This is a genomic window from Streptomyces hundungensis, assembly GCF_003627815.1.
Taxonomy (GTDB): Bacteria; Actinomycetota; Actinomycetes; order Streptomycetales; family Streptomycetaceae; genus Streptomyces; species Streptomyces hundungensis_A.
The window spans coordinates 6,999,975-7,018,163 of the sequence record NZ_CP032698.1; the positions used below are offsets into that span (position 1 = coordinate 6,999,975).

Here is an 18,189-nt window from a genome sequence, read left to right on the forward strand (position 1 = left end):
GACACACACGCAGGTACGTACACGCATCACGCGCGCGGGGAGAGGAGAGTTTTTTAATGGCCAAGCCGAAGGTCGTTCTGGGGGTCAGCGGCGGCATCGCCGCCTACAAGGCGTGCGAACTGCTGCGCCGGCTGACCGAGTCGGGGCACGACGTCCGGGTGGTGCCGACCGCCTCGGCGCTCCACTTCGTCGGCGCCGCCACCTGGTCGGCGCTCTCCGGCCACCCCGTCTCGACCGAGGTCTGGTCGGACGTCCACGAAGTGCCGCACGTCCGCATCGGGCAGGGCGCGGACCTGGTGATCGTGGCGCCCGCCACCGCCGACATGCTGGCCAAGGCCGCCCACGGTCTCGCCGACGACCTGCTCACCAACACCCTGCTCACCGCGCGCTGTCCGGTCGTCTTCGCGCCCGCGATGCACACCGAGATGTGGGAACACCCCGCGACCCAGGAGAACGTCGCCACCCTGCGCCGCCGGGGCGCGGTCGTCGTCGAGCCCGCGGTCGGCCGGCTCACCGGCGTCGACACCGGCAAGGGCCGGCTGCCCGACCCGGGCGAGCTGTTCGAGGTGTGCCGCCGGGTGCTCGCGCGGGGGAGCGCCGAGCGGGATCTGGCCGGGCGGCATGTGGTGGTCAGCGCGGGGGGCACGCGCGAGCCGCTCGACCCCGTCCGCTATCTCGGCAACCGCTCCTCCGGCAAGCAGGGGTACGCGCTCGCCCGGACGGCCGTCGCGCGCGGGGCCCGGGTCACCCTGATCGAGGCCAACACCGGGCTGCCCGACCCGGCCGGTGCGGACGTGGTCCGCGTCGGCACCGCCGTACAGCTGCGGGAGGCCGTCCTGAAGGCCGCGGCGGACGCCGACGCCGTGGTGATGGCGGCCGCCGTCGCCGACTTCCGGCCGGAGACGTACGCCGCCGGAAAGATCAAGAAGAAGGACGGCGAGGAGCCCGCGCCGCTCACCCTGGTCCGCAATCCGGACATCCTCGCCGAGATCTCGGCCGAGCGGGCCCGGCCGGACCAGGTGGTGGTCGGTTTCGCCGCCGAGACCGACGACGTGCTGGCCAACGGCCGCCTCAAGCTCCGCCGCAAGGGATGCGACCTGCTGGTCGTGAACGAGGTCGGCGAGCGCAAGACGTTCGGCTCCGAGGAGAACGAGGCCGTCGTCCTGGGCGCCGACGGCTCGGAGACTCCGGTCCCGTACGGTCCGAAAGAAGCCCTCGCGGACACGGTCTGGGATCTGGTGGGTCCTCGTCTCGTCCGGCCGGACACCCTTTCCGCCAACCGTCCCCAGGCCGGGTCCGACCGTCCCCAGCCCCGCGGGACCGACCGTCCCTAGACCCGCGGGACCCGTGCCCCGGGGTCCGCGCGCGGGTCCCGTGCCGTGCGGATCGGACGCCGGAACGACCGGATCCGGAGATCTCCGCACTCCACGGATCGAGACACGTGGTCCCACGAGCAGAACCGACCGATAAACTGGTCTCGGAACGCAGCCGGGCGCAGCTCCCGGCGCGACCTACCATGATCAGCCAGCAGCCGCTGCAACCCCAGGGAGCATTGTGTCCCGTCGTCTGTTCACCTCGGAGTCCGTGACCGAGGGTCACCCCGACAAGATCGCTGACCAGATCAGCGACACGATCCTCGACGCGCTCCTGCGCGAGGACCCGACCTCGCGCGTCGCCGTGGAGACCCTCATCACCACGGGCCTGGTGCACGTGGCCGGAGAGGTCACGACCAAGGCGTACGCCCCGATCGCCCAGCTCGTGCGCGACAAGATCCTGGAAATCGGCTACGACTCGTCGAAGAAGGGCTTCGACGGCGCCTCCTGCGGCGTCTCGGTCTCCATCGGCGCCCAGTCCCCGGACATCGCGCAGGGCGTCGACACGGCGTACGAGAAGCGCGTCGAGGGCGACGAGGACGAGCTGGACAAGCAGGGTGCCGGCGACCAGGGCCTGATGTTCGGCTACGCCACGGACGAGACGCCCGAGCTGATGCCGCTGCCGATCCACCTCGCGCACCGCCTCTCGCGCCGCCTGACCGAGGTCCGCAAGAACGGGACCATCCCCTACCTGCGCCCCGACGGCAAGACCCAGGTCACCATCGAGTACGACGGCGACAAGGCCGTCCGCCTCGACACGGTCGTGGTCTCCACGCAGCACGCGAGCGACATCGACCTGGAGTCGCTGCTCGCCCCCGACATCCGCGAGTTCGTCGTCGAGCACGTCCTCAAGCAGCTCGTCGAGGACGGCATCAAGCTGGACACTGACGCCTACCGCCTCCTGGTGAACCCGACCGGCCGCTTCGAGATCGGCGGCCCGATGGGCGACGCCGGCCTGACCGGCCGCAAGATCATCATCGACACGTACGGCGGCATGGCCCGGCACGGCGGCGGTGCCTTCTCCGGCAAGGACCCGTCGAAGGTGGACCGCTCGGCCGCCTACGCCATGCGCTGGGTCGCCAAGAACGTCGTGGCGGCCGGCCTCGCCTCCCGCTGCGAGGTCCAGGTCGCGTACGCGATCGGCAAGGCCGAGCCGGTCGGTCTGTTCGTCGAGACCTTCGGCACCAACACCGTCGAGAACGAGAAGATCGAGACCGCCATCACCCAGGTCTTCGACCTGCGCCCGGCCGCGATCATCCGCGACCTCGACCTGCTCCGCCCGATCTACGCCCAGACCGCCGCCTACGGCCACTTCGGCCGTGAGCTCCCCGACTTCACCTGGGAGCGCACGGACCGCGTGGACGCGCTGCGCAGCGCCGCGGGTCTGTAGGACACCAGGCACCCAGCGAGGGCCTCGGACCGAAGCCGGTCCGGGGCCCTCGCGCGCGTACCGGCGTCGGCCGCCGACCGCCGTTGTCAGTACGGTCTGGTAGGAATTTGGCTGTGAGCAGCGAGAACGAACGGCAGGGCGGGGGCCCCGAGGGTGGGGCGCCGGAGCAGCTTGCGCTGATTCGGGAGACGGTGCGCAAGGCCAAGGTGCCCAAGGCCAAGCCGCGGACCTGGCGGGGGGCCGCGCTCGCCAAGGAGCTGCCGGTCGCCCGGGTCGTGGTCAACAAAGGGGTGCTCCACCTCGACCAGTTCTTCGACTACGCCGTGCCCGAGGAGCTGGACGCCGACGCGCAGCCCGGGGTGCGGGTGCGGGTGCGGTTCGGGGCCGGGGCGCGCCACGTCCGGGACGGGCGCCGGGAGGGCGGCGGGCTGATCGACGGGTTCCTCGTCGAGCGCCGCGCCGAGTCCGACTACTCCGGTCCGCTGGCCGCGCTGGCCGGCGTCGTCTCACCGGAGCGGGTGCTCAGCGCGGAGATGCTCTCGCTCGCCCGGGCCGTCGCCGACCGGTACGCGGGCAGCCTCGCCGATGTGCTCCAGCTCGCCGTGCCGCCCAGAAACGCCCGCGCCGAGGCCAAGCCGTCGCCCGAGCCGCCGCCGCGCCCGGCCCCGCCGGAGCCCGGCACCTGGGCGCGCTACCCCCAAGGGCCCGCGTTCCTCCAGGCGTTGGGCACCGGCGGCGCACCCCGCGCGGTGTGGACCGCGCTGCCCGGGCCGCACTGGTGCGAGGAGATCGCCCGGGCCGTCGCCGCGACGCTCGCCTCGGGGCGCGGCGCCCTCGTCGTCGTGCCGGACGGGCGCAGTGCCGGCCGCGTCGACGCGGCCCTGACCGCCCTCCTCGGCGAGGGCCGCCACGCGCTGCTCACCGCCGACTCCGGCCCCGAGCGGCGCTATCGGCAGTGGCTCGCGGTGCGGCGCGGCGCGGTGCGGGCCGTGGTCGGCACCCGCGCGGCCATGTTCGCGCCCGTCGAGAACCTGGGCCTGGTCGTGGTGTGGGAGGACGGGGACTCCAGCCACAGCGACGACAACGCGCCCTTCCCTCATGTGCGCGAGGTGCTCGAACTGCGGGCGGCGCACGACAAGTGCGGCTTTCTGCTCGGGAGTACGAGCTGCACGGTCGAGGCCGCCCAGCTCGTGGAGAGCGGCTGGGCCGCGCCCCTGGTCGCCGACCGCACGGTGGTCCGCGCCGCCGCCCCCCTGGTGCGTACCGTCGGCGACGGCGAACTGGCCCGGGACGAGGCGGCCCGCGCGGCCCGCCTGCCGAGCCTGGCCTGGCAGGCCGTACGGGAAGGACTGAAGACCGGCCCGGTCCTCGTGCAGGTGCCGAGAAGGGGGTACGCGCCCCGCCTCGCCTGCGCGCGCTGCCGCGCCCCCGCCCGCTGTGGGCGGTGCGCGGGTCCCCTGGAGGCGCCGGACGAGCGCGAGCTGAGCTGCGCGTGGTGCGGCACACCCGAGGCGGACTGGCACTGCGCGGAGTGCGGCGCGAACCGGCTGCGCGCCCAGATCGTCGGCGCGCGGCGGACCGCCGAGGAGCTGGGCCGGGCCTTCCCCGCGGTCCCCGTGCGCACCTCCGGGCGGGACCACGTCCTGGACAGCGTGCCGGGACAGCCCGCCCTGGTGGTGTGCACGCCGGGCGCCGAGCCGGTCGCCGAGGGCGGCTACGCGGCGGCGCTGCTCCTCGACGGCTGGGCGATGCTCAGCCGTCCCGATATCCGGGCCGGCGAGGAAGCGCTGCGCCGCTGGATCTCGGCGTCCTCGCTGGTACGGGGGCAGGACGCGGGCGGCACCGTGGTCGTGGTCGCCGAGCCGACACTGCGTCCCGTGCAGGCGCTGGTCCGCTGGGACCCGGTGGGCCACGCCCTGCGCGAACTGGCCGAGCGCGCCGAGCTCAACTTCCCGCCGGTCTCCCGGATGGCCGAGGCGATCGGCCGCCCCGAGGCGGTCGAGGCCTTCTTGAAGGCGGCCCAACTGCCGCCCGAAGCACAGGTGTTGGGGCCGGTCCCGCTCCCGGTGCCCGGTCCCGGAAGGCCCCGCAGACCCGGCGACCCGCCCGTGGGGGAGCACTGGGAGCGGGCGCTGGTGCGGGTGCCGCCGGGCAGTGGCGCCGCGCTCGCCGCCGCCCTCAAGGCCGCTCAGGCCTCGCGGCTGGCGCGGGGCGGCGGCGACCCGGTACGGATCAGGATCGACCCGCCGGACATCGGCTGAGCCGCACCGGCTGAGCCGATGTCCGGTCCGCGAGCCGCGCCACCGGGTGTGCCCTCGCGGGCCCGGCGCGCAGGGCCCGGGCGTGCACAGAGGTGTGCCCTCGCGATACCCCGTACTCCGGGACGCGAGGGCACGAAGGGCCGACGAGCGAGGGGTCAGCCGTTGCGGGGGCCGGGGAAGGCGCTGGTGCGGACCTCCTCGCGAAGGGACTGGCTGGTCGCCGTCGGCTGCGGCGGCATGGAACGGGCGGCGGGCACCGAGGGCATGGGGGGCAGCGGCGGCAGCGCCCGGGGCGGCACGGCCTCGGCCGGACGCTCGGCGTCGACCGGGCCCGTGGCCTGGGCGCTCGCCCGGCGGGACCCGTAACGGCGGTGCACCGCCTGCTTGGTGACGCCGAGCGCGGAGCCCACCGCGTCCCAGGAGAAACCGAGGGAGCGGTCGAAGTCGACGGCGGCGGTCACCAGGGTCTCGACGCTGTCCCGCAACTCCTGGGCGAGCCGTACGGTCGGGGCCGGGGCGCGTCCGTACACGACGAAGCCCGTGGAAGGCCCCGAGCGGCGGGGGCGGTAGACGTTGCCCAGCTGCGCGGTGAGGGTGCGCAGTGCGTCCACCTGTCGGCGGACCCGCTCGATGTCCCGCACCAACAGGTGCAGGCTGGCCCGCGCTTGGGCGTCGTGGGTTGCGTGGTCGGCCATGGGCAAGCCTCTCGAACCGGCGGTGAAAGGGAGGGTGAGTGCGGTACTGGTACCGCGTGGTGCTGTCTGCTGGGTTGACGTGGTGCGGGTGCTGAAAAGGCGCGGGCCGCGCAAGCGGCCCGATGCGGTCAATCTCTCTTGACCAACGCGCCACCTCCTGTTGTGGTCACGCTGCGGGGGCGTATGGGCATATGCGCAGGGCGCGCGAGCCCCCGTACGCCCCTGCCGTACGGGGAGGCGCGAGGCCCCGCGGGGTCGGGCGCACCTGCGCGTACGGCAGCCGAGCGAGGGCCCATAGACTGAGACGCTGCTCTCGACAAAGCGAGGTAACCCCCAGTGAAGCTCGTCTTCGCAGGCACCCCCGAGGTCGCCGTCCCCGCCCTGGACGCCCTGATCGCCTCCGGCCGGCACGAGGTCGCCGCGGTCGTCACCCGGCCCGACGCACCCGCCGGACGCGGCCGCCGCCTGGTGGCGAGCCCGGTCGCCGAGCGCGCCGCGGAGGCCGGCATCGAGGTGCTCAAGCCGGCGAAGCCGCGGGACGAGCAGTTCCTGGCCCGGCTGCGCGAGATCGCGCCGGACTGCTGCCCGGTCGTCGCGTACGGCGCGCTGCTGCCCAAGGTCGCCCTCGACATCCCGGCCCGCGGCTGGGTCAATCTGCACTTCTCGCTGCTGCCCGCCTGGCGCGGAGCCGCGCCCGTCCAGCACGCCGTCATGGCGGGCGACGAGATCACCGGCGCCGCCACCTTCCTCATCGAGGAAGGGCTCGACTCGGGCCCGGTGTACGGCACGGTCACCGAGGAGGTCCGGCCCACGGACACCAGCGGCGACCTGCTCACCCGGCTCGCGTTCGCGGGCGCCGGGCTGCTCGCGGCGACCATGGACGGCATCGAGGACGGCACCCTCAAGGCCGTTCCACAGCCCGCCGACGGCATCTCGCTCGCCCCGAAGATCACCGTGGAGATGGCCCACGTGGACTGGGCGGCGCCCGCGCTGCGCGTGGACCGCGTGGTGCGCGGCTGCACCCCGGCCCCCGGCGCCTGGACGGTGTTCCGCGGCGAGCGCCTCAAGCTCATCCAGGCGGCCCTGGTCACCGACCGCACCGACCTCGCGCCCGGCGAGCTCTCGGCCGCCAAGAACAACGTGTACGTGGGCACCGGCTCGCACGCCGTGGAGCTGCTCTGGGTGCAGCCGCAGGGCAAGAAGCCGATGCGCGGCGCGGACTGGGCGCGCGGGGTGCGCATCGCCCCGGGTGAGCGCCTCGGGGCGGCGGACGTACGCTGAGGGGGTTCGCCCCATCTGATCCGCGGAGCACCTTTCACGTGAACGATTCGCCACGTCGCAGCCCGGCCCCCCACCCGGGCAAGGGCGGCAAGCCGTACCGCCGTCCGAAGAAGGACCCGGTCCGCATCCTCGCCTTCGAGGCGCTGCGGGCCGTCGACGAACGCGACGCCTACGCCAACCTCGTGCTGCCCCCGCTGCTGCGCAAGGCGCGCGAGGGCGGGAACTTCGACACCCGGGACGCGGCGCTCGCCACCGAGCTGGTCTACGGCACGCTGCGCCGCCAGGGCACCTACGACGCGGTCATCGCGGCCTGCATCGACCGGCCGCTGCGCGAGGTCGACCCGCCGGTGCTCGATGTGCTCGCCCTCGGCGCGCACCAGTTGCTCGGCACCCGGATCCCCACGCACGCGGCGGTCTCCGCGAGCGTGGAGCTGGCCCGGGTGGTGCTCGGCGACGGACGGGCCAAGTTCGTCAACGCGGTGCTGCGCAAGGTCGCGGCGAACGACCTCGACGGCTGGCTGGAGAAGGTCGCGCCCTCCTACGAGGACGACGCCGAGGACCATCTCGCGGTCGTCCACTCGCACCCGCGCTGGGTCGTCTCGGCGCTGTGGGACGCGCTCGGCGGCGGCCGGGCCGGCATCGAGGACCTCCTGGAGGCCGACAACGAGCGCCCCGAGGTGACCCTGGTCGCCCGCCCGGGCCGCTCCACCACCGACGAACTCCTCGACGCGCTCGGCGAGGACGGCGGCCTGCCCGGCCGCTGGTCGCCGTATGCCGTGCGGATGGCCGAGGGCGGCGAGCCCGGAGCCCTCGACGCCGTGCGCGACGGCCGGGCGGGTGTCCAGGACGAGGGCAGCCAGCTGGTGGCCGCCGCCCTCGCCAACGCCCCCCTCGAAGGCCGCGACGAGCGCTGGCTGGACGGCTGCGCGGGCCCCGGCGGCAAGGCCGCGCTGCTCGCCGCGCTCGCGGCGGGGCGCGGGGCGGCCCTGCTCGCCTCCGAGAAGCAGCCGCACCGGGCCCGGCTGGTCGAGCGTGCGCTGGCCGGCAACCCGGGCCCGTACCAGGTCATCGCGGCCGACGGCACCCGCCCGCCGTGGCTCCCGGAGTCCTTCGACCGGGTCCTGGTCGACGTGCCGTGCTCGGGTCTCGGCGCCCTGCGCCGCCGTCCCGAGGCCCGCTGGCGTCGCCGTCCGGAGGACCTGGACGGCTTCGCGCCGCTCCAGCGCTCGCTGCTGCGCGAGGCCCTCTCGGCGGTCCGCGTCGGCGGTGTCGTCGGGTACGCCACCTGCTCGCCGCACCTGGCCGAGACCCGGATCGTCGTCGAGGACGTCCTCAAGGGCCGCGGCGGCGCCGAGCCCGTCGAGGCCGAGTGGATCGATGTCCGACCGCTGATGCCCGGGGTCGCGGGCCTCGGCGACGGCCCCGACGTCCAGCTCTGGCCGCATCTGCACGGCACGGACGCCATGTATCTGGCGCTGCTCAGGCGCACGGCCTGACGCCGGGCGGCGCCCCGTGACCGCGGGGCGTCGCATCCCGTGCGCGCAGTGCGACGCTCCCGAACTCGGCCCCGGGGAGCGGCAGTTGGGCGAATCACGGTTCGGTCGCCGTCGCGCCGTCGTCCCACCGAAGGGGCTGCGGCCGTCCGGCGTCCGCGCGAAGGATCGTGCGGCGAAGCCCCGCGCGCGGGGCAGGATCGCCCGCCCGGCGCGGAACCGAACAGGCTTCGTCCGCCGCCGTGGCAGGCAAGTCGCCCAGGGCATGGCAGGCTTGGGGCATGGCTCAGATCAACCCCAGCATCCTCTCCGCGGACTTCGCCCGGCTGGCCGAGGAGGCCAAGGCCGTCGAAGGCGCCGACTGGCTGCACGTCGACGTCATGGACAACCACTTCGTGCCCAACCTCACGCTGGGGGTTCCCATCGTGGAATCCCTCAGCCGGGCGACGGGCACACCGCTGGACTGCCACCTGATGATCGAGGACCCCGACCGCTGGGCCCCGCAGTACGTGGAGGCCGGGGCCGGTTCGGTCACCTTCCACGCGGAGGCGGCGGCCGCTCCCGTACGGCTGGCCCGCGAGATCCGCGCGAAGGGCGCCCGCGCCTCGATGGCACTGAAGCCCGCCACGCCCATCGAGCCGTACGAGGACCTGCTCCCCGAGCTCGACATGCTGTTGATCATGACGGTCGAGCCCGGCTTCGGCGGCCAGTCCTTCCTCGACATCATGCTGCCGAAGATCCGCCGGACCCGTGAGCTGATCGCCAAACACGGACTTGAACTCTGGCTCCAGGTCGACGGCGGCGTCTCGGCCTCCACCATCGAGCGCTGCGCCGAGGCCGGGGCGGATGTCTTTGTCGCCGGTTCGGCCGTCTACGGCGCCCAGGACCCGGCCGAAGCCGTGCGGTCCCTGCGCTCCCTGGCACAAGGGGCGACTGCGGGCGCACCCTGGGCGTGCGCCCACTGAGCCGCCACTGAGCCGCCACCGCGGCGACGGAACCCTCCGGGCTGATCAAGGACCGTGGGATCTGACAGGATGAACAGCGAGTCCGGTGCGTGAACAGCAGTTGTGAACAGCAGTGAGGAGATCGCGGTGTCTGCAATGTCGGCGGGTCGGTCAGCCCTGCGGATGGGACCCGCGGAGCTGGTGCAGGCGGCGGCCATGGCCCGCCGCTTCTACCTGGAGGGGAAGTCCAAGATCCAGATCGCCGAGGAGTTCGGCGTGAGCCGCTTCAAGGTGGCCCGGGTCCTGGAGACCGCCCTCGAACGCGATCTGGTACGGATCGAGATCCGGGTCCCCGCCGAACTGGACGCGGAGCGCTCCGACGCCCTGCGGGCCCGGTACGGGCTCAGGCACGCGGTCGTCGTCGAGTCCCCGGCGGAGGGCGAGGAGACCTCGCCAGACCCGGAGAACCTCGGCGAGGTCGCCGCCGACCTGCTCGGCGAGCTGGTCAGCGAGGGCGATGTGCTGGGCCTGGCGTGGGGCCGCTCCACCATCCACATGGCCGCCGCCCTCGACCGGCTGCCGCCCTGCACCGTCGTGCAGCTCACCGGCGTCTATGACGCGGGCACCGCCGAGCGCGGCTCCGTCGAGGCGGTACGCAGGGCCGCCCAGGTCTCCGGCGGCGAGGCCCACCCCATCTACGCCCCGATGCTCCTTCCCGACCCGGCGACCGCCGCGGCCCTGCGCAACCAGACCGGGATCGCCCGCGCCTTCGAGTACTTCGACAAGGTCACCGTCGCCGCGGTGTCCATCGGCTCGTGGGAGCCCGGCATCTCCACCGTGCACGACATGCTGAGCGACGAGGAGCGGGCGCACTACGCCTCGCTCGGCGTCGCCGCCGAGATGTCCGCGCACCTCTTCGACGCCCAGGGCCGGCGGGTCGGCCGAGACCTGGGGGAGCGGTGCATCACGGTCGAGGCGGACCGGCTGCGCCGCATCCCGGAGGTCGTCGCGATCGCCGGAGGCCAGCGCAAGGCCGCAGCGATCGACGCGGTGCTGCGGTCCGGCCTGGTGACCAGCCTCGTCACGGACACCGCCGCCGCCGACTTCCTGCTGGGCGAGACGGGCCCCAAGCCCCGGCCCGCCCTCAACCGCGCGGACCCGGACGGCGTCTGAGGCTCCGGGGGGCTCACCCCCCCCGGAGCCCCGGCCGCTCATCTGCCGTAGACCCGCTCGGCGTTGCCCGCCGACACCAGCGCGGCCACCCGTTCCGCGTCCGCCGCCGACCACGCGCCGGAGGCGGTCCAGCCGTTGAGCAACCGGTCCAGGCCCTCCTGGAAGAGCCGGGCCCCCACCACGTACAGCTCCGCGAGGCCGTAGGCGTCCGTCGAGAACAACAGCTTGCCGAAGGGCGCGAGCTCCAGGAACTCGGCGAGCACCGCCTCGGCCCGCGCCCCCGTGTGCCCCAGCGAGAGCCCCACGTCGGCGTAGACGTGCGGGTACACGTGCGCCAGATATCCCGCGCCCCGGTGGTAGGGGTAGCCGTGCAGCAGGACCAGTCGGCAGCCCGTCGGGCGGATCGCCCGGATGAAGTCGGTGAGCAGCAGCGGGTCGCAGCGGTGCAGGGTGAGGTCCGGGTCGCCGAACCCGGTGTGGAGCTGGAGCGCCGTCCCCGTCCCGGCCGCCGACCACAGCAGGTGGCGCAGCAGGACCGGCGAGGTGATCCGGCCGGCCCCCGAGGCCAGCCAGTCGGCGGTGGCCGCGCGCACTTCGGCCGGGCCCGGCGGCTCCGGCGCGAAGTCCAGACCGTGGCGGTATCCGACGACCGACTTGAAGCCGGCGGCGGTGTCCGCCGCGGTGGCGATCGCGTCGGCGAGGACCGCCAGGAACTTGTCCGGATCCCGTACCCCCTCGGCGGCGCGTTCCGCGAGGTGTTCCAGGCGTACGATCTCGCGCGCCCGGGCCCCGGCGAGCCTCGCGAGCTCGGCCGGGCCGGTCAGATCTCCGGGCAGGCCGGTGTCCACCAGATAGGTGCCGATGCCGGTGGCCCGCAGGAGCAGCCGGTTGGCCTCCTCGGCGCCCAGTTCGCGACGGCGGGTCAGATAGCGCTCCGGTGGGCAGTGCGGTTCCAGGCCGAGCAGCGGCGGGCACCAGCGGCGCACCGCGAAGCCGAGCTGGGTGTCGAAGAAGCTGGTGCCGGGTGCGGCCGGCGCGTCGGACTCGGTGAGGAGCGCCTCGAAGGCGGCGTCGTCGGGGTCCGAGCGCAGCACGCCGTGACAGTGGTGGTCGACGAGGGGCAGCACTCAGTACCTCCCGCGGGTGGCCGCGGCGATCTCCCCGGGGGTTTGGCCGTCGAAGAGCTTCGTCTCGGCCTGGCGCACCGCGACGATCGCCTCGAAGAGCCGGTCGCCGAGCGCCTCGCGCAGCACCGCCGACTCCGTGAAGCGGCCGAGCGCCTCGGGCAGCGAGGTGGGCAGCCGCCGGGCACCGACCGAGTGCACCGGGTCGCCCGCCACCGGCGGCGGCAGCCGCAGGCCCGCGTCGAGCCCGGCGAGTCCGGCGGCGATCACCGCGCCGGTCACCAGATAGGGGTTGGCGGCCGGGTCGAACGACTTGACCTCCGCGTTGGCCGCCTCCTCGGCGCCGGGCGGCCCCGGCACGAAGCGCAGCGCGGCCTCCCGGTTCTCGGGCCCCCAGCACTGGAAGGCGCCGGCCCAGCGCGACGGCGCCAGGCGCAGATAGCTCGCGGGGGTGGGGGCGCCGATGGCGAGCAGCGCGGGCAGCGCGTCGAGGATGCCGGCGAGGAAGGACTCGCTGGTCGTACTCATCCCCGAGGGGCCCTCGCCGCCCCGGCACAGGTTGCGGCCGTCCTGCCAGAGGCTGAGGTGCAGATGGCCGCCGTTGCCGACGCCCTCGGGATCGACGACCGGCCCGAACCAGGGGGTGAGGCCGTGCTGGAGCGACACCGCCCGGATCGTCTCGCGCACGAGCACCGCGAGATCGGCCGCGCCCACCGGATCGGCCGGGGCCACCGACACCTCGAACTGGCCCGGCGTGTATTCCGGGTGGATCTGGAGCACCTCGACGCCCTGCGCCTCCAGCGCGGCCAGCACATCGCCCACGTACGCCGAGCGCTCGACGATCCGCGCCATCCCGTACGCCGGCCCGGCCAGCGGCGGGTCGACGACCCACTCCGTCTCGAAGCCCATCCGCAGCTCGATGCCGCGCTCCGCGGCCCGCCGCGTCATCCGGCGCGCGAACTGCCGCTGGCAGGCGTCGTAGGGCTGCCCCGACTGCTCGAAGCGTTCGGCCGGCGCCCAGGCCCAGCCGGGCTGGGCGGCGAGCACGGTGAGCCGGTCGAGGTCGGGGATCAGGCGCAGGTCGCCGTCGGGGCCGCCGATGAGGGGGCTGGTGGTGACCGAGTCGTCCACCAGATACACGTCGAAGACCGGCGACATGCCGACGCCGTGCGCCCCGACCTGCGCGAGCCGTGTGGTCGGCACGGCCTTGACGCGGGTCAGGCCCGCGACGTCCACCCATGTCAGCGCGATCGCCCGCACTCCCTCCGCGGTCAGTCGGGCGGCCGCCAACCCGGCCTCCTGCGCCCGCCGTTGTGCCTGCTCCCGCAGCCCCGCGCTGTGACCCTGCTCCACCGGTTCAATCCCTCCCGCCGCGTCAGGCGTCCCCGTCCTCCCCGTTCGACCCAGGCCGAGAACCGGGGGGAGCGGTCACCGACGCGACCGTGTCCGCTTCCGAGGCCCTCTTGTCCTCGCGATAGCGCACTACCCGTGCGAAACGCAGTGTGACCCCTTCCGGGTAACGCGATGATCTTTGTACGCCGTCATAGGCCACCTCGACGACGAGTTCCGGCCGCACCCGCACCCCCCATGGCTCCTCGGCCACCGTCAACTCCCGCAGCCGTTCGGTCTGCCAGGTGAGGAGCGCGTCGGTGAGCCCCTTGAACGTCTTGCCGAGCATGGCGAACGTGCCGTCCTCACGGCGCGCCCCGAGGTGCAGATTGGAGAGCTTGCCGGTGCGCCGGCCGTGGCCCCACTCGGCGGCCAGAACCACCAGATCGAGGGTGTGCACGGGCTTGACCTTCAGCCACGAGGCACCGCGCCGGCCCGCCGCGTACGTCGAGTCGAGCGCCTTGAGCACCACCCCCTCGTGCCCCAGGTCCAGGGTCTCGGCGGCGAACTCCTCGGCGCCGCGCCGCTGTTCGGGATCGGCGGGGTCCTCCACCACATACCGCCGTACGCGCCGTGGCTCGGGCGCGATGCGGGCCAGCTCCGTGTGCCGCTCCCGCACCGACAGATCGAGCAGGTCCCGTCCGTCCACCGACAACAGGTCGAAGAAGACGGGGGAGAGCGGCAGGCGCTCCTGGGCGCCCGCGACATCGAGCCGGGAGCCGACGCGTCCCGCGATGTCCTGGAAGGAGCGCGGCCGGCGGTCGGGCCCGAGCGCGATCACCTCGCCGTCGAGCACGGCGCGCTCGGCCGCCAACTCCCGTGCGGCGTCCACCACTTCGGGGAGCCGCTCGGTGATCTCGTCGAGGGTGCGGGTGAAGACCCGTACCGCGTCGCCGTCCTTGTGCACCTGGGCGCGGATGCCGTCGAGCTTCTCCTCGACGACGCACGGGCCCAGCCGGTCGAGCGCCTCGGCGACGTCCTTCGCGCTGTGCGCCAGCATGGGCAGCACGGGCCGGCCCACCTCCAGGCGGAACGCGGCGAGCGCGGCCGGCCCCTCGGCGAGCAGCGCCCGGGCGACCGTGCCGAGCGAACCTCCGAGCATCACGGCGCGCCGCACCTCGGCGGGCGGGGCGCCGGCCGCCGCCGCGAGCCCCTCGACGGCCGCCGCGTCCAGCGCGCCCTGGCGGACCTCTCCGGTGATCAGCGCGACCAGGAAGCGCTGCTCCCCTCGGGTGGCCGCCGCCATCAGCTCACCGACCAGCCGTCTGCGCTCGCCCTGGGCGCCCTTGCCGGCGACCGCCGAGATGGCCTCCAGGCGCTCGTCGACCTCCCGGACGGTCAGGGTGGGCGAGTCGGCGGGCGGCGGAAGGTCCTTCAGGGTGTTCCAGCCGAGCCCGGTGCGCCGCTGCGGGAGCCGCCCCGCCAGATAGGTCACCACCAGCGGCGCCTCGTCCGGTTCGGTGGCCGAGAACAGCCGGGCCAGCAGCGCGGACTTCTCCGAGCGCGAGGCGGTGGCGGCGATGTCGGCCGAGGTCGTGGCCACGTCGGCGAGCAGCATGACTCCATCGTGACCCGGAATCGGCCGCCCACGCATTCGCTCGGGCCCCCGCCGGATGGGAGCATCGGCACATGATCACCAGGTTTGCCCGGATCGCCCTCGCCGCGGTGCTGGCGTGTCTGGCCGTGCTGCTCGTCGGCTGCGGCGGCAAGGACAGCGCGCGAACCGCGGGGCCCAGCGCCTCCGCGTCCGTCTCCACCCCCGCCTGGGCCAAGGGCATGGCCACGGTCCCCGCGGACCGGCTGCCGCCCGAAGCACGGCACACGCTGACCCTGATCGACAAGGGCGGCCCGTTCCCGTACAGCAAGGACGGTGTGGTGTTCGGCAACGTCGAGAAGCTGCTGCCCCGGCAGAAGCGCGGTTACTACCACGAGTACACCGTGGACACCCCGAACTCCCGGGACCGCGGCGCTCGGCGCCTGATCACCGGGCAGGGCGGCGAGTTCTATTACACCGACGACCACTACAAGACGTTCAAGGCGGTGCTGCGATGACGGCCCAACCGTTCGACTCCGTACGGCCCGCGGGGTGGCTGGTCGACCGCGTCGACCTCGACGGGGTGGGCGACAAGGCCGCCTTCATGGACCGCGTGGCCACCGCGCTGCGCCTGCCCGACTGGTTCGGCCGCAACTGGGACGCCCTCGCCGACTGTCTGGGTGACCCCGACTGGGGCCCGGCCCGCCCCGGCCGGCTCGTCGTGGTGACCGGCTGGCAGGAGTACGCGGTGGAGCGGCCCGAGGAGTGGGCGCTCGCCCTGGACGTCCTGGGCGGTGCGGCGGGGACCGGGCCGCACGGGACGCTCGCCGTGCACCTCGCGCTCGGAGGATCGCACTAGGCCCGCTCCCCGGTCCCTGGACGATCGGCCCGGGCGGCGCGATCGTACGAACATGGGACAATGAACTACGTGCTTTTCCCCTGGCTGAAATGCCTGGGGCCACCTCGATCGACTGGGATGTTCAGCACGTGCGTTTCCTCAACGACATCAAGCCGCCGTACGACCTGACGTACGACGATGTGTTCATGGTGCCGAGCCGCTCCGCGGTGGGCTCCCGCCAGGGCGTGGACCTCGCCTCCCCCGACGGCACCGGGACCACCATCCCGCTCGTCGTGGCCAACATGACCGCGATCGCCGGCCGCCGCATGGCCGAGACCGTGGCCCGGCGCGGCGGCATCGTCGTGATCCCCCAGGACATCCCGATCGAGGTCGTCACCGACGTGATCTCGTGGGTCAAGACGCGCCACCTGGTGCTCGACACCCCGATCGTCCTGGCTCCGAGCCAGACCGTCGCCGACGCGCTCGCCCTGCTGCCCAAGCGGGCCCACAACGCGGGCGTCGTCGTCGACGCCGACCAGAAGCCGATCGGTGTCGTCACCGACCAGGACCTCACCGGCGTCGACCGCTTCACCCGGCTCTCCGAGGTCATGTCCAAGGACCTGCTGCTCCTCGACGCCGACATCGACCCGCGCGAGGCCTTCAACCGCCTCGACAACGCCAACCGCCGCTACGCCCCGGCCGTGGACGCCGACGGCCGCCTCGCGGGCATCCTGACCCGCAAGGGCGCCCTGCGCGCCACGCTGTACACGCCGGCCACCGACGCCCGGGGCAAGCTGCGCATCGCGGCCGCCGTCGGCATCAACGGCGACGTGGCCGGCAAGGCCAAGCAGCTCCTGGACGCCGGCGCCGACACCCTGGTGGTGGACACCGCGCACGGCCACCAGGAGTCGATGATCGCCGCGATCAAGGCCGTCCGCGGCCTGGACCCGCACGTCCCGATCGTCGCGGGCAACATCGTCGCCGCCGAGGGCGTGCGCGACCTCATCGAGGCGGGCGCGGACATCATCAAGGTCGGTGTGGGCCCCGGCGCCATGTGCACCACCCGGATGATGACCGGCGTGGGACGCCCCCAGTTCTCCGCCGTCCTGGAGTGCGCCGCCGAGGCCAAGAAGTTCGGCAAGCACGTCTGGGCCGACGGCGGGGTGCGCCACCCGCGCGACGTCGCCATGGCGCTCGCCGCCGGCGCCTCCAACGTCATGATCGGTTCCTGGTTCGCGGGCACCTACGAGTCCCCGGGCGACCTCCACACCTCCGCCGAGGGCCACCTCTACAAGGAGTCCTTCGGCATGGCCTCCGCCCGCGCGGTCAAGAACCGTACGAGCGAGGAGTCGGCCTACGACCGGGCCCGCAAGGCCCTGTTCGAGGAGGGCATCTCCACCTCGCGCATGTTCCTCGACCCGACCCGTCCGGGCGTCGAGGACCTGATCGACTCGATCATCGCGGGCGTGCGTTCCTCCTGCACCTACGCCGGTGCCTCCTCGCTCGCCGAGTTCGAGGAGAAGGCCGTCGTCGGCATCCAGTCCGCCGCCGGTTACGCCGAGGGCAAGCCGCTGCACGCCAGCTGGAGCTAGTCGCCCTGTTGCTCTGCCCCGAGCCCCCGTGAGTCCGCTCGCGGGGGCTTCGGCACGAGCGGGGCCAGCGCCCGCGCCACCGCGGCGGCGACCCGGGCGTGGCCCTCGTCGGTGGGATGCAGTCCGTCCATGAGGTGGTGTGGCTCCAACAGGCCCTGCCCGGACAGCAGTTGGAGCGCGTCGTCGCCCGCGTCGATCAGCTCCCGGGTCGCGCTCTCCATGGCCGCCCGCAGCTCGGCCAGCGTCGCGCCCAGGGCGTTCGGCGTCCGCTCGGCCTCCGGGCGCAGCAGCGGGGAGACCAGGAGCAGCGGGGTCTTTCGGTGGCCGCGACGCACCAGACGCAGGAACGCCAGCGTGGTCTCGCGCATCAGCGGGGCCGAGAACGGAATGGCCGACCAGCAGTTGGTGCCGAAGGCCAGGGTGAGGACGTCTGCCGGGAGCCGGGCGATCTGTTCCGCGGTGGGCAGCTCGCCGCGGCCCCCGCCCGCATAGCCCAGGTTCACCGTGTCCAGACCCAGCGTCCGGCCGACGACGGCGGGCCAGGCGTGCGCGGGCCGGGTCGACCACCAGCCCTCCGTGATGGAGTCCCCGTGCACGAGCCAGCGCGCCGTGCGCCGGGTCGGCGCGATCATGCCGCCGACAGCCCGCACCGCGTCGATGTGCGGCGCCTGCGTCTCGGGCGGATGGATGGTGAACGGGCCCGCGGAGCACGGGAGTTGGATGCGTACGCGGCCTTCCCGGTGCGGGGTGGCCGTGGTCTCCCCGAGGCAGCGGTCACCCTGCCAGAGCGCGAAGGTGTGGGCCAGCTCGTGCAGCGCCTCGCCCGGCTCCGGCACCCGCGCGCGGTAGCGGATCTCCACCGCCGTCGCGCCCCGCGCGGTGAACTCGATCCGCATCCCGATGGGCAGCGCGGCCCGCTCACCGGTGTCCCAGGGAAGCCGCATCGCGTCCTCGGGATCCGCGCGGACCGGCTGCCCCTCGGCATCCAGCCAGGCCACCCCGCGCAGGAAGGGGGCCGGATCCTGCCAGCCCGTGGCCGGCTCTCCGGCGATCTCGTGCGGTGTGTCCAGATCCATGGGGCGCGACCCTGCAACAGCCCTGA

Annotated in this window: 15 protein-coding genes; 10 read left to right on the forward strand and 5 right to left on the reverse strand. The window is 73.9% G+C overall.

The window, feature by feature from the left end; all coding sequences use genetic code 11:
• Positions 1-56 precede the first annotated feature (56 nt).
• The 3 genes from coaBC to DWB77_RS31130 all read left to right on the forward strand — a co-directional run bounded on the left by coaBC (position 57) and on the right by DWB77_RS31130 (position 5,024).
• Positions 57-1,334 (forward strand): bifunctional phosphopantothenoylcysteine decarboxylase/phosphopantothenate--cysteine ligase CoaBC, encoded by a 1,278-nt coding sequence (gene coaBC, locus DWB77_RS31120; protein ID WP_246033688.1) that lies wholly within the window; start codon positions 57-59, stop codon positions 1,332-1,334.
• A gap of 220 nt (positions 1,335-1,554) precedes the next feature.
• On the forward strand, positions 1,555-2,763 hold the full coding sequence (metK, locus tag DWB77_RS31125; RefSeq protein WP_120725236.1) for a methionine adenosyltransferase: 1,209 nt from the start codon (positions 1,555-1,557) through the stop codon (positions 2,761-2,763).
• A 113-nt stretch (positions 2,764-2,876) separates the two neighbouring features.
• Positions 2,877-5,024 (forward strand): primosomal protein N', encoded by a 2,148-nt coding sequence (locus tag DWB77_RS31130; RefSeq protein ID WP_120725238.1) that lies wholly within the window; start codon positions 2,877-2,879, stop codon positions 5,022-5,024.
• A 155-nt stretch (positions 5,025-5,179) separates the two neighbouring features.
• On the opposite strand, the gene DWB77_RS31135 is transcribed toward DWB77_RS31130, so the two are convergent.
• Positions 5,180-5,719 carry a hypothetical protein gene (locus DWB77_RS31135; protein WP_120725240.1) on the reverse strand — a complete coding sequence of 180 codons (540 nt, stop codon included), beginning with the start codon at positions 5,717-5,719 and terminating at the stop codon, positions 5,180-5,182.
• A 336-nt stretch (positions 5,720-6,055) separates the two neighbouring features.
• Here DWB77_RS31135 and fmt point away from each other — a divergent pair, with 336 nt between their 5' ends.
• The 4 genes from fmt to DWB77_RS31155 all read left to right on the forward strand — a co-directional run bounded on the left by fmt (position 6,056) and on the right by DWB77_RS31155 (position 10,610).
• Entirely contained in the window at positions 6,056-7,000 is a 945-nt protein-coding gene (fmt, locus tag DWB77_RS31140) for a methionyl-tRNA formyltransferase (protein WP_120725242.1), read from the forward strand.
• Between the two features lie 38 nt (positions 7,001-7,038).
• Positions 7,039-8,496 carry an RsmB/NOP family class I SAM-dependent RNA methyltransferase gene (locus DWB77_RS31145; RefSeq protein ID WP_120725244.1) on the forward strand — a complete coding sequence of 486 codons (1,458 nt, stop codon included), beginning with the start codon at positions 7,039-7,041 and terminating at the stop codon, positions 8,494-8,496.
• Between the two features lie 278 nt (positions 8,497-8,774).
• The gene (gene rpe, locus DWB77_RS31150) at positions 8,775-9,458 is read left to right on the forward strand and encodes a ribulose-phosphate 3-epimerase (protein WP_120725245.1); all 684 of its coding nucleotides are present in this window, start codon (positions 8,775-8,777) and stop codon (positions 9,456-9,458) included.
• Positions 9,459-9,560: 102 nt separating this feature from the next.
• The gene (locus tag DWB77_RS31155; RefSeq protein WP_120725247.1) at positions 9,561-10,610 is read left to right on the forward strand and encodes a sugar-binding transcriptional regulator; all 1,050 of its coding nucleotides are present in this window, start codon (positions 9,561-9,563) and stop codon (positions 10,608-10,610) included.
• A 38-nt stretch (positions 10,611-10,648) separates the two neighbouring features.
• Here DWB77_RS31155 and DWB77_RS31160 read toward each other — a convergent pair whose 3' ends face one another.
• The 3 genes from DWB77_RS31160 to DWB77_RS31170 all read right to left on the reverse strand — a co-directional run bounded on the left by DWB77_RS31160 (position 10,649) and on the right by DWB77_RS31170 (position 14,681).
• Positions 10,649-11,737 carry an amidohydrolase gene (locus DWB77_RS31160; protein ID WP_246033689.1) on the reverse strand — a complete coding sequence of 363 codons (1,089 nt, stop codon included), beginning with the start codon at positions 11,735-11,737 and terminating at the stop codon, positions 10,649-10,651.
• Positions 11,738-13,024: a glutamine synthetase family protein gene (locus DWB77_RS31165; RefSeq protein WP_246033938.1), complete on the reverse strand. Its 1,287-nt coding sequence runs from the start codon at positions 13,022-13,024 to the stop codon at positions 11,738-11,740. It lies immediately after the preceding gene.
• Positions 13,025-13,109: 85 nt separating this feature from the next.
• Positions 13,110-14,681 (reverse strand): ATP-dependent DNA ligase, encoded by a 1,572-nt coding sequence (locus DWB77_RS31170; protein WP_120725249.1) that lies wholly within the window; start codon positions 14,679-14,681, stop codon positions 13,110-13,112.
• Positions 14,682-14,752: 71 nt separating this feature from the next.
• Between DWB77_RS31170 and DWB77_RS31175 the strand changes: the two genes are divergently transcribed.
• From DWB77_RS31175 to DWB77_RS31185, 3 genes are all read left to right on the forward strand, one after another.
• On the forward strand, positions 14,753-15,175 hold the full coding sequence (locus DWB77_RS31175; protein WP_120725251.1) for a ribonuclease domain-containing protein: 423 nt from the start codon (positions 14,753-14,755) through the stop codon (positions 15,173-15,175).
• Positions 15,172-15,516: a barstar family protein gene (locus tag DWB77_RS31180; RefSeq protein WP_120725253.1), complete on the forward strand. Its 345-nt coding sequence runs from the start codon at positions 15,172-15,174 to the stop codon at positions 15,514-15,516. The genes DWB77_RS31175 and DWB77_RS31180 overlap by 4 nt, the downstream gene beginning before the upstream one ends.
• 89 nt (positions 15,517-15,605) lie before the next feature.
• A complete protein-coding gene (locus tag DWB77_RS31185) occupies positions 15,606-17,087 on the forward strand; it encodes a GuaB1 family IMP dehydrogenase-related protein (RefSeq protein WP_120725255.1) in 1,482 nt (493 codons plus the stop codon).
• Here the strand turns inward: DWB77_RS31185 and DWB77_RS31190 are convergent.
• Complete coding sequence (locus DWB77_RS31190; RefSeq protein WP_120725257.1) at positions 17,084-18,163, reverse strand: GDSL-type esterase/lipase family protein; 1,080 nt, start codon at positions 18,161-18,163, stop codon at positions 17,084-17,086. The two genes, DWB77_RS31185 and DWB77_RS31190, sit on opposite strands and share 4 nt — an antisense overlap.
• Between the last annotated feature and the right edge of the window lie 26 nt (positions 18,164-18,189).